The following is a 12,399-nucleotide window of genomic DNA, read 5'->3' as shown; positions in this document are numbered from 1 at the left end:
CAGGTGGTGAATGCAGAGCGAAGCAATCGAATCCATTCCCTTGTCCGGTTTTTGGTTTTAACCGGTAAATAATAGATTGGATGTAGCTCTATTATACTGTTTTTTCCATATTAAATAGCGGAGAGCCAATGAATTTGGCTGTGATAAGATTTTTGAAGAAAAGCAATCAGGTAAAAACTTTAGTGAAAGACTAGTATATCACGAAGTTCGAAATAAATTGCGTTTCGGTGATGTTTTAGTTGTGCATGACCTTAGTAGATTTGGTAGAAATAAACAGGAAATTAAAGAGGAATGGGCTACCTTAATGAAAGAAGAAGTTGATATCGTTGTTTTGAACATGCCAATCCTTGATACTAGGAAATATAAAGAATTGGAAGGTGTTGGGCAATTAGTGTCAGAAATTGTCCTTTCTTTATTATCTTGGATGGTCGATGAAGAAAGAGAACGAATTCGTTCAGCCCAAAGAGAAGGGATTGAAATTGCTAAGAAGCAGGGTAAATATACTGGTCGAAGTAAAAAATACCATGCGAATGCAACGGGGAAAGATAAGCTAATTTATGATGAGATTGTGAAAAATCTGTCGACTGGAACAAGTGTGATGGACATTCATCGAAGAACTGGAGTTGCAAGAAGCACGATTTATTCAATCAAACATGAAATAACAGATGTACACCAGAAAATGCAAATAAAAGGGGAATAAATGATGATTACATCGGAAGAGATAAAAGGAAGGCTTTGGGATGGTGCAACTAGATTAAGAGGATCAATGGATGCAAGTCGTTATAAGGACTATATGTTAGGTTTAATGTTTTATAAATTCCTAAGTGATAAAACGTTAGAGGCATTTAAATTAACAAGTGGTGTGCAAACAAATGATGAAGCAGAAATTGTTGAAGCATATCGTGAAGCATATGAAGAATATGGAGAGCAGTTAATAACAATGATTCGGGATGTGCTTGGTTACTATGTGTTACCTGATTATTTATATCAAACATGGCTACAAGATATTCAAACAGGAGATTTTGCAGTAGACAAGGTAACAGATAGTTTAAATAACTTTGAACGTACGATTGCCATTAAAGGTGATTCTGATGATTTTAAGGGATTATTTGCTAACTCTACACTTGATTTGACTGATACAGCCTTAGGGAGCAATTTAAATGAACGTAGTAAAAATATAAAGGCTCTTGTTTTACTCTTTGCTGACTTAGATATGGTTGCTTTGCAAAAAGGTGATGTCTTAGGTGATGCATATGAATACTTAATTGGACAATTCGCAATGGAGTCGGGAAAAAAAGCGGGAGAGTTCTACACGCCACGTCAAGTAAGTGAAGTGATGGCACAAATTGTTGCGAAAACATCAAGCATTAAGTCTATTTATGACCCAACAGTTGGTTCAGGATCGTTATTATTAACAGTTGGAAAGCATTTAACAGTAGAAGCACAAAAAAATCTTAATTATTATGGCCAGGAAAAAAACACAGCGACTTATAACTTAACACGTATGAACTTACTTTTGCATGGTGTACGTCCCGAGAAAATGACTGTTAAAAATGGAGATACATTAGGACAGGATTGGCCGGAAGATCCACAGCGACCAAATGAAGGAGTGCAATTTGATTCGGTGGTAATGAATCCGCCATATTCCGCTAAGAATTGGAATAATGAAGGGCTAAAAGTAAGTGACCCACGGTTTGAAGTTGCGGGTGTCATCCCCCCCGATTCAAAAGGAGATTATGCATTCCTATTACATGGATTGTTTCACTTAGGGCAAAATGGAACAATGGCCATTGTTCTGCCACATGGCGTGTTGTTCAGAGGTGGGGCAGAAGGTGAGATACGTAAACGGTTATTAGAGAAGAACTATATTGATACGATTATCGGCTTGCCCGATAAAATGTTTACCAATACGGGTATTCCAGTTACAGTTATCATTTTGAAAAAGAATCGTGAACTTGGTGCGCCTGTTTTAATGATTGATGCTTCAAAAAGCTTTATTAAAGTAGGAAAACAAAACGTCTTACAAGAAAAAGACATTGCAAAGATTGTCGATACGTATACAAAGCGTAAATCTGAAAAGGGTTATAGCTATTTAGCAGAACAAAAAGATATAATTGAAAATGAATATAACTTAAATATTCCCCGTTATATTGAATCAGTTGAAGAAGACATTGCGCATGATGTGGATGCACATTTGTATGGCGGCATTCCAAGTACGGATATTGAACAATTAAACGTGTTACAGCATACAGTACCGAATCTTTTGGAGCAATCACTAGAGGAAATTCGTCCTGGCTATGTTACGTTAACAAAAACAACTGATGAACTGATGAAGGTAATTTTACAAGATGACCGTGTCGTGAAAAAAGAAGAAGAAATGAAAACGAGCATAAACGATTATATAGAGAGATATTGGGAAGTGCTTAAAAATATCACAGACTTAAGTGATATAACGGATGTAAGAGAACGTATGTTAGAGGATATTAAAAATACTCTATCATTGATTGATCATGTAAACACGTATGATGGTTATCAAATTATTGCGGAAATTTGGGAAGAAATGTTAATGAAAGATACGGAGAAGATTGCAAACAGTGACTTTTATACAATTGGTCGTACACGTGAACCGAATATGGTGACAAAAGGCTCAGGCAAAACGAAACGTATAGAACAAGATGGCTGGGTCGGTATGATTGTTCCGAATGGCTTAATTAAAAACCATTTATATGCTGATGATTTGGCTCAAATCGAATCGAAGAAGGAACGGTCACAAGAAGTAGAATCCGAATTGGCAGAATTAGTTGAGGCTACAAAAGTAGAAGATAGCAAAGAAGAATTCGCATTAAGTGATGCACTCAATGCGAATGAAGATGGATTTACTGTTGGCGGGGTAAAAGCGGAATTAAAAGCTACAGAAAATGATTCATCAGCTTATGAGCTATTAAAAACGGTGGAAAACTTGCTAAGCGAAAAGTCAAAGTTAGATAAAGAGGTGAAAGCATCAGAAAAGGAACTGAAAGGACAGACAGAGGAACGTATTTTAGCCTTAACAGATGAAGAAGTTGATTTTCTTGTCTATGAAAAATGGTTCGGGAAAGTGACGGAGAAAATGATTCGCTTAATTGAAGACCCATTAAAAGATGAGCTTCAAACACTTGAAATGTTACAAGAGCGTTATGCAGATACATTGACGACAATTGAAGAAGAAAGCGAACAATTAGAAAAGGATTTTGAAAAAATGATGCAACAATTGGTGGTGAGTGACTAATGGAACAAAAGAAATTAGTGCCGAAAAGACGGTTTGAAGAGTTTGATTACGAATGGAATACTTATATACTATCTGATATAACTGACGTTTACGATGGTACTCATCAGACACCTAAATATGTAAATAAAGGAGTTATGTTTTTATCAGTTGAAAATATAAGAACTTTACATTCAGATAAGTTTATATCGCAAGAAGCCTTTAAAGAGGAATTTAAAAATTATCCTGAAAAGGGTGATGTATTAATGACTCGTATAGGAGATATTGGGACAGGAAGTGTGGTGGAGATCGATGGACTCATAGCTTATTACGTTAGTCTGGCCCTTTTGAAAACAAAAGATGTTTGTCCATATTTCCTAGTAGCTAATATTAGTTCTACTTCTGTACAAAGAGATCTTTGGAGGCGTACATTGCATATCGCATTTCCTAAAAAGATTAATAAAGATGAAATAAAGAAGGTTGAAATAAATATTCCTAAAAAGATTGAACAACAAAAAATCGGTCATTTCTTCAAACAACTAGACGAAATGATTGAAACTCAACAACGCAAAGTAGAGAAAACAAAAGTTTTAAAATCTGCTTATCTTGCTGAAATGTTCCCCGCTGAAGGTGAACGTGTGCCGAAAAGAAGATTTGCTGGGTTTGCAGAAAAGTGGGAAGAGCGATATTTATTTGATAATATTAAAAGAATTATTGATTTTCGAGGAAGGACCCCAAAGAAGCTAGGTTTAAATTGGAGTGATACAGGCTATCCCGCATTATCTGCACTGAATGTAAAAAATGGTTATATTGATTTTAAAGCTGATGTTCATTACGGGAATCAAGAATTATATGATAAATGGATGGTAGGACGTGACTTAGAAAAAGGGCAAGTTTTATTTACAACAGAGGCACCCATGGGAAATGTAGCACAAGTTCCTGATAATAGAGGTTATATATTAAGTCAACGAACAATAGCGTTTGAGGTTATTCCCAATAAAATCACCAATGAATTTCTTGCTGTATTACTACGTTCACCTCGAGTATTTAAGGAGTTAGCTACTTTTTCAAGTGGCGGAACAGCTAAAGGGGTAAGTCAGAATTCTTTAGAGAAATTAAAGGTTATTGTTCCTAGGAATCGTAAAGAGCAACAAGAAATCGGCGGGTTCTTCAAACAACTGAACGATAAAATCTCCAATTCAGAACGAAAATTAGAAAAGCTAAAAGCAATGAAACAGGCGTATTTAAAGGAGATGTTTGTGTAAAAGGGAGTGAGTAGTGTGAGTAATGCACCAAAGAACGCTTCAGAGAAGACATTCCAAGACAATTTTGTTAAAGAGCTGCAAAAGTATAAATGGGAAGCACCTGACGTTTTAAATGGAACTAAACAAAAAGTAACCGTACAACACTTAATCGATCATTGGCGAGATGAGTTGAACCGTATCAATGCCGATCAATTGGAAGGTGTACCATTAACAGATAATGAATTTAGTCAAGTGATGGCACAAGTGAGGCAAATTCCAAATAGTTATGAGGCCGCTAAAATATTAGCGATGGAACAATCAAAAGGGAAAATTGATGGCATTTATCGTGATAACCATCCTGGCATTACGAGACAACAAATTACGTTAACGATTTTCAAAAAGGCACAGGTTAGTGGTGGTGATTCAAGCTATCGTATTGCTAGAGAAATAGAATCACCTAATAGTAACCGATTTGACCTTGTGTTACTTATTAATGGCCTGCCACTTATTAATATCGAGCAAAAACGAACAGATAAGACGTTAGATGAAGCATTTAATCAGTTCAAGCGTTATTACCGTGATGGTGAATACAGCCATAATTTCATGGCTTTTTCTCAAATGATGGTTATTACATCGGAAGTTGCGACACGTTATTTTGCAACACCGAAAACGATTCAAGATTTTAACCCAAGCTTTGTGTTCCACTGGGCTGACGAATATAATAAACCGATCAACAATTGGGAAGATGTTGTCAGCCATTTCCTTATGATTCCGATGGCACATCAACTTGTCGGTGACTATTTAGTCATTGATGAAGCAAAAGAAGAAGAAAATAGACGTCATATGATTATGCGACCATATCAAGTACATGCTCTGCAAGCAGTAGAAGGTGCTGCGTTCGGATGGGATAATGAAGAAAAGATTCCACATGGTGGTTTTGTTTGGCATACAACAGGGTCGGGAAAAACAATCACGAGTTTTAAAACTGCTTTATTTTTATCGACCCGTGGAGGATTCGACAAAGTGGTGTTCCTTGTTGACCGTAAAGAGTTAGATAATCGAACGAGTGAGAACTTTAAAGCATATGCTGCCTATGAGCCTGTTTCTGTTGATGATACGAAACATACATATCAACTCAAAAAAATACTGAAATCATCTAACGGTGGGATTGTTGTCACAACGACATTTAAATTGAATGCGTTAGTAAAGGAACTAGAAGAAGCACAAGATGAAAGTATAGCAAATAAGCGAATTGTTTTTATCATTGATGAAGCCCATCGTACGACAATGGGGAATATGATGGGAACGATCAAACATTATTTTAGGAAAAATGGATTTTTCTTCGGCTATACAGGAACACCTTTATTTGACGAAAACAAAATAAAGGGAAAAATTAACGAAAAAAGTGAAGTAATCAATACAACAGAGAAGTTATTCGGTCCGCAACTTCACCAATATACCATTGATGAGGCAATTGCTGATAAAAACGTACTTGGTTTTCATGTCGATTATATGAATACAGGCGAATTTTCGAGTTATGACGATTTAAGAGAACACATCATTGAACAGTTGAAACAAGAGCAATCAAATGCGGCTGAACGGGAACTTGAACGTCTTGTACATAGTTGGTCAGAATTGGAGGTAGAACAACAAGCACAAAAAAGAGGCATCCTTGTGTATCATGATGAAATGCATATTCCACGTGTGGTAGAGGAGATATTAAACAAATGGTCATCCCAATCACAGGGACAAGTATTCAATGCCATTTTGACAGTCGCCTATAAAAAACGAGTGATTGCTTTTTATGATGAATTTAAGAAGCAATTAGAAGGTTGTAACGACATTCAATTAAACGTGGCGATGACGTTTAGTTTTGGAGGCGATGAAGACAACGAACCGGTAGATCCAAGTGTCATGGAAGCGATGTTTAGAGATTATGCTTCTTTTACAGGGATTGAATTTGTCGCAGGCGATAAGAAGCATGGGGAAGATGCTTACTATGAAGACGTTGTCGAACGAGCAACACGTGGTGGTAGTGGAAGAAATCCGAAGAATATTGATCTAGTTATCGTTGCAGACCAATTACTGACAGGATACGATTCCAAATTCATCAATACGTTATACGTGGACCGTCCACTTGAACTACAAAAACTTGTTCAAGCTTATTCTAGAACAAATCGTATATACGGTGAAGAAAAAGAGTTTGGCTCGATTATAAATTTTAAATATCCAAGAATCACAGAGGATATGGTTAATCAGGCACTAAAATTATATGGTAGTGGAGGCAAAAGTAGTAAGGCCATTGTTGAACCTTATGACACAGCCGTCGAAAAGTTCGCAATCAAAGTAAGTGAAATGATTCCTACATTGCCTGATCCTACGAGTTGGCAAGAGATCGCACATGATCAGGAGAAAAAAGAAGCCTTTATACTGGCATATAAAGACAGTTCGGAACAATTAAATTTAGTGGAACAGTATTATGAATTTAAATGGAATGAACAAACTTTTGGTATTGATGAACATACATGGTTACGCTATGTGGGTGCTTATAAAAATTTAACTTGGGAAGAAAGGGACGCCGATCCTGTTATATCCCCAAACGCACTAGCTGGAAAAACAAAGCTAGCAGGAACACAAGTAATAGATGCTAGCCATATTCTTAATCTGATTGGCGCAAAGGCAACCTCATCTAATGGTAGGCAAACTGTTGATACAGAAACATTACGTATCATTTATCAGCAAATAGAGGAATTAAGTAACATGGGTGACCATGAACAAGCAGAGTTATTAAAAGAGTTTGTGATAGAGGAACTTGAGCCCGGAAATGTGTCAAGCGGAGTTAACTTTGACGAAGCGTTTAATAATTGGAAGAATAGTAAAATGAAAGTAATACTCCAAGCGTCTGCTGAAGAATGGGGGTTAGATGGCAATATTCTTAAAGATTCAGTTGAAGCATATTCAATTACAAGATCTGATGATATCCCCTTTAAAGATGACTTAGTTGGTAGTGTGGAATTTGAGTCAGCAATGAACCAAAAGGGAAAAAATAAGCTAGAGCATAATATGAAATTAATGGAATTTCTTCGTGAGGAAATACCGAAAATTAAATCGAAATATAATTAATTAAATAGGTTTCCTGTATATAGTGTGTCAGCGTATATATTTTGAATACCTTTTTACGAAAAATCGGTTAAAATCCCATGAAATACAAACAGGGAAAAACGTTGATTTAAAGCGGTTTATGAACTTTCATATAATATGGAAGAAACTCGTCTATGAAAGAACGTAAAAAGTACTATGTTAGCTGGAATTGTGCTTCATATGTTTATGGAAGATGGTGAAGGCGGTGCAGAAGTTTATTCAATTGCTTCAAACTTGACCAGACAAGATTTTACAGTAGTCACATAAAGAATATGGTAAAGATAATTATTCATGTTCATGTTTTGTTCATGTTTGTGTTTAATATTGGTCTTTTTTATGTTTGTTGAAAACACAAAAACATTGATTTAATAGGCTTTATAGAGGGTGTTTGTTCATGTTTATATGGTTAATATATGGGCGGCATGATGTAAGCGTGCTCCCACGCCCGTAATGACAGGGTTTTGGTTCTTTTTAAAGTTAAAAACCTCACATTAAATTACAATTGAAATATATGTAAGTGTATGATAGGGCGTTTTCGTAAAAGTTGTTTACTTTTGCGGAAGCGTCCTTTTTTATTCTTGGTTAATCATGAACACTATTTTTAAATGGATATTATAGGGGGTTAGCAGGGATGAGATTATGGCATGAATCATTGATTCCGATATTACCTCGTCACCAATTACTCGGGCAGCACTGGGAGTGTTGTGCATTGAGAGGGAATAGCTGGGGAAAGAATCACGCCACTGTCCAGTATGTGTTTTACTACAGCCCGGAACGGCTCTTTCTGTACCATAAAAGGAGATGCATGAAATGAGAACGAGAGGGTATCGGGTTGATCCTTTGTGGGAGGATCGTTTATAAACAATGCCCCCGGCACAATTATCAAAGTTTTTACGGAAACACCAATTTGTTAAAGGACTCTGGCAAAACAATATATCCCGAACACGATCAGGATTATTTGGAAGAGTGAATTGAAAATTTACGCAAAAAAAGGAATTCGAAATTGCAGGATATCATACAAACGCATAAGCACTGATAATAATGAAAGGTTGTCGACTATATTGAGACTTAATCCTTGCTTTTGTGGTGCTAAGAACACACACTACGTTCGTGAAAATTGTATAAAATAAACAGCCCCTCAAATAATAAGGTCGAACGCAAATCACCAAATGAATTTACGAACAATATATCTAAAGTTAGGGGTGCAACAATGAAAACCATTCAACGTATCGCCTTCGTATTAGTCATTATTGGTGCGCTTAATTGGGGATTAATTGGATTGTTTCAATGGGATTTAGTAGCAACACTTTTTGGTGGACAGGATGCTGCGTTGTCGAGGGTCGTGTATACACTTGTAGGAATTGGTGCCTTGTGCTGCCTGCCGTTATTATTTGAACCGATGCCTGAAGATGATTACGATAATGACGGAACAAGGAGATCCAGGAATTTGAAATACGCTACAGAATTTAGTGAAGAAAATGAGCCGTTTCGTGATAAGGAATGACACGTTAACACCGTAATTATAAATGGAATGAGACTGTTGCAAAACGAACCTTAGCGACAGTCTCATTTTTACTGAGAATTTATTTACTTATATAAAGGAGAGGGTGATTTGGATACATTTCTGTATTTCTTTTATTCAGCCGCTTATCTAGCTTTGCTTGTTTGGAGTATAAGAATTACCCCAAAAACACAATTCTCGTCACTGCGTTCGTTTATTTATTTAGTTTTAGTTGGTTTAATTTTTGATAATACAGTGGTCGCAGTTGGCAGGTTCGTAGGAGAAGGGGATTTATTAGAAATTCTTAATCTGTTGCGTTACTGGATCCATGCATTTTTTACACCAACACTGGTTCTTTTTTCACTCGGTGTTTTAAGGTCTGCCGGGATAAAAGGGCTAAACAATAAGTTTGCCTTTTATGGTACTGTACTCTTTACAAGTATACTGATCGTTCTTGAAGTTCTTACAGAAATTAGAGGATTGAAATTAAAGCTTGAAGGGGAATGTGGCGTGTTGCGCTATGTACCAATAGAGACCGAATCTGGACCACCTCTTATGATTTTGCTTGTAACATTGGTGCTTGTTATTTCCGGTATCCTTTTGTGGAAACTTGATGGATGGATTTGGATGTTTATAGGGGTTACTATAATGACGTTGGGAAGTGCTGTGCCAGTTCCTGTCAATAGTTCGGCAATAATAAATGGTTTTGAATTGATATTAACCATATCATTAGTCGCAACTAAGGCCTACCAAGATCAACTTGATTTATAAGCATTCTATTATATTGTTGCTAACATTGCTTTAAGATATTAGAGGGGAGAAGGCAAAAAGATAAGCAGAAAAAAGTAATATAATCGTAATCAGGTAACTTTCGAAATGGCCGAAAGAAGTTAAAAATACTTTTACAAAGATAATGACAGCTTATTTTGGATTTGATCCACAATTAGAACAAAATAGAAGTGAGCTTAAACGGGAATAACATAACACAAATCAAGGAAAAGAAACGATCTACCACAACCATTCGTTTGCTCTGGTTATGCATATAACAAGTGTAAAACAACATATAACAATGGAATCGTGAGGACACATAACATACTGGAAATCATGACACCCAGAGAAGCAAAATGTGTGTCGGCTCCGAATTTTAGTGCGTAAAGTGACATAGTTGGAGCAGAAGGCATTCCGGATGTAAGAACGGCTATGATGAGTAAAGAGAATGGGACAGAAAAAGTTGTAAAAAAGATCAGTAGCAGCGGAATAATGAGAAGCTTTGCCATTGTAGCTTGCCATATATAAATGTTTTTCATCAGGAAGGCAAGGTCTTTGTAAGCTATATTTGCGATTAAACTGCCAATTAAAATCATCGAAAGCGGAACAGTCATTTTTCCTATACTTTCAAATGTGTTTGCCACGATACCAGGCCAGCTGATGGGGAGAAACAAAACCAGCATACCAGTCAATGTGGAAAGCACACCAGGATTTAAATATATTTTCCCCCAGTCTATCTGCGCTTTATCTTTCGTGAATAAGTAAATGCCATACGTCCATATGAGGATGAAATAAATCAAATTAAACATGGTTAAATAAACAATACCCTGCTCTCCAAAAACAGCAAAGATAACTGCAAAGCCAATATATCCCTGATTGCCAAAGATAATAAGACCTTCGTAAACACTTTTCTGCCTATCTGAAAGCTTTGAGCGCTTCCGCATCCATCCAGCAAGGAATATCGATATCAGTAAGATATAAGCAGACATGCTCAAAAGCAAAAGGAATTCTTTAATTAAAGAAAATGAAAAGGGAATATCCAATGAAAATAAAATGAGGGCAGGAAGTGTGACGTATAAAATGAGCTGTGTCAGTACATGATCGGTGTTTTGATTTAAGGTCCCTTTTTTCCGTACCGTAAAACCGATCAGCGCAATTATATAAAGATGAATCATCTCCTGCAGAAACGCCCATGCTGAGTCCATGATAATCACTCCTGCTGTACTATATGAGCAAATATCCTAATTGGTTTATGCAGAGGATAAATTCTTGTGACCAACGAAGGACCAACATCATTTGTTCTTACTTGATTAGTCGAAAATAAGGTAATATCATTGAATAGTGACCAAGAATGTTTTCCAAACGTTATCCTTTTAAATAATTAAATCAAAAACATAATATTTTTTGTATTATTTCCATTCACACGTTAATAATATCGATAAATACTTTTTCTTCTTATAAGTTATAAGATAAGACAATTAAGCCATGATACCGAAGTACTCTTTGATAATATATTACAAATTGAAAAGGATGAAGTTTTACTGATTTTTGCTTTTGAGCCATACACTAATCGAATTATACAAGCAGCTATGCTGGCCAATCAACTGGGTATTAAGATTATATTGATAACGGATTATATTTCTTGTCCTATTATTCGATACGCTCCCGTAACATTTACAAGTTGAAGTGAGCGAAAAACAATATTCTGTGGTACCAATTGTTGCCTTGATAGAGGCATTAGTTATTGAAATCGGAAAACGTTCCTATTATCCGGAAGACTTGAATTCGAGATATTAAAAATATGGAATATGAATGTATTAAATGGCAGCATATTTTTTGCATAAAAAGACCTTTAATCTACAAGTTTAATACACTGTAGACTGAAGGTCTTTTAATTATTTAGGCTTTTCACCTAAAGCTCGTGGTCGTTATTCATGTAGCGCAAGATCATTTCATAAACTTGTTTTTTTTGGATAAATACAATAACTCAATAAACACTGGCACATGTTCCAGCCGCTGGTTCATAATAACAATGATTTTTATATTGACCAGAAAAAGGTTGACCGTACCACGTTGGAGGACATGGACCATATGGATTGAAATACCAAAGAGCATATTTCCCTGGGTGTTCTCTCCAATAATTTAAATTCTTTCTTGCTAGTCTTTTTTCAGAAGATCGCGCTCTTTGATAAAATACATTACCTTTTTGGACAGCTTCAAACGAATAATTTCCTCCCTGTACTTGAAAAATGACATCTCGAATTGATCTTACATCTGTAAAATCTGAACAATCCGCTTTAGCCCGATTAACAATGACATTTCCCACATACAACATACCTTGTTTTCCTTCGCCCACGGCTTCCGCTCTCATCATCTGATTATTGCATTTAACTTGTACCAACCTTGCGGTTATTTGTACCAGTGATTGCGACTAGTTTCACCACTCCTTGCGGAACAATTTACCAATATCAATAAAAACTCCTGTATACTTAGTGGGCATG

Annotated in this window: 10 protein-coding genes and 1 pseudogene; 9 read left to right on the top strand and 2 right to left on the bottom strand. The window is 36.2% G+C overall.

Annotation, left to right across the window (positions count from 1 at the left end):
* Positions 1-142: 142 nt before the first annotated feature.
* The 8 genes and pseudogenes from ACFQ4A_RS16730 to ACFQ4A_RS16695 form a co-directional block, all read left to right on the top strand.
* Positions 143-490: pseudogene (locus ACFQ4A_RS16730) on the top strand (recombinase family protein); the annotation flags it as partial.
* On the top strand, positions 473-700 hold the full coding sequence (locus tag ACFQ4A_RS16725) for a helix-turn-helix domain-containing protein (protein ID WP_382402537.1): 228 nt from the start codon (positions 473-475) through the stop codon (positions 698-700). The pseudogene ACFQ4A_RS16730 and the gene ACFQ4A_RS16725, both read left to right, overlap by 18 nt.
* Before the next feature lie 3 nt (positions 701-703).
* The gene (locus tag ACFQ4A_RS16720) at positions 704-3,268 is read left to right on the top strand and encodes a type I restriction-modification system subunit M (protein WP_382402535.1); all 2,565 of its coding nucleotides are present in this window, start codon (positions 704-706) and stop codon (positions 3,266-3,268) included.
* Positions 3,268-4,509, top strand: coding sequence for a restriction endonuclease subunit S (locus ACFQ4A_RS16715; RefSeq protein WP_382402534.1), 1,242 nt, complete (start codon positions 3,268-3,270; stop codon positions 4,507-4,509). The genes ACFQ4A_RS16720 and ACFQ4A_RS16715 overlap by 1 nt, the downstream gene beginning before the upstream one ends.
* A 15-nt stretch (positions 4,510-4,524) precedes the next feature.
* Complete coding sequence (locus ACFQ4A_RS16710) at positions 4,525-7,611, top strand: type I restriction endonuclease subunit R (RefSeq protein ID WP_382402533.1); 3,087 nt, start codon at positions 4,525-4,527, stop codon at positions 7,609-7,611.
* A 649-nt stretch (positions 7,612-8,260) separates the two neighbouring features.
* A complete protein-coding gene (locus ACFQ4A_RS16705) occupies positions 8,261-8,443 on the top strand; it encodes a pyrimidine dimer DNA glycosylase/endonuclease V (RefSeq protein WP_382402532.1) in 183 nt (60 codons plus the stop codon).
* 396 nt (positions 8,444-8,839) lie between these two features.
* Entirely contained in the window at positions 8,840-9,133 is a 294-nt protein-coding gene (locus tag ACFQ4A_RS16700) for a DUF378 domain-containing protein (RefSeq protein ID WP_382402531.1), read from the top strand.
* A gap of 108 nt (positions 9,134-9,241) precedes the next feature.
* Positions 9,242-9,901 (top strand): hypothetical protein, encoded by a 660-nt coding sequence (locus ACFQ4A_RS16695; protein WP_382402530.1) that lies wholly within the window; start codon positions 9,242-9,244, stop codon positions 9,899-9,901.
* Positions 9,902-10,164: 263 nt separating this feature from the next.
* Here ACFQ4A_RS16695 and ACFQ4A_RS16690 read toward each other — a convergent pair whose 3' ends face one another.
* A complete protein-coding gene (locus ACFQ4A_RS16690; protein ID WP_382402529.1) occupies positions 10,165-11,103 on the bottom strand; it encodes an AEC family transporter in 939 nt (312 codons plus the stop codon).
* A 237-nt stretch (positions 11,104-11,340) separates the two neighbouring features.
* Between ACFQ4A_RS16690 and ACFQ4A_RS16685 the strand changes: the two genes are divergently transcribed.
* A complete protein-coding gene (locus tag ACFQ4A_RS16685; RefSeq protein ID WP_382402536.1) occupies positions 11,341-11,583 on the top strand; it encodes an SIS domain-containing protein in 243 nt (80 codons plus the stop codon).
* A gap of 302 nt (positions 11,584-11,885) precedes the next feature.
* Here ACFQ4A_RS16685 and ACFQ4A_RS16680 read toward each other — a convergent pair whose 3' ends face one another.
* Entirely contained in the window at positions 11,886-12,272 is a 387-nt protein-coding gene (locus tag ACFQ4A_RS16680; RefSeq protein ID WP_382402528.1) for a cell wall hydrolase, read from the bottom strand.
* Between the last annotated feature and the right edge of the window lie 127 nt (positions 12,273-12,399).

The organism is Lentibacillus salinarum (assembly GCF_042679865.1).
In the GTDB taxonomy this organism is placed as follows: Bacteria; Bacillota; Bacilli; order Bacillales; family Amphibacillaceae; genus Lentibacillus; species Lentibacillus salinarum.
Note: the sequence above shows the minus strand (reverse complement) of the source record. Positions and strands in the feature narration are given on the sequence as shown.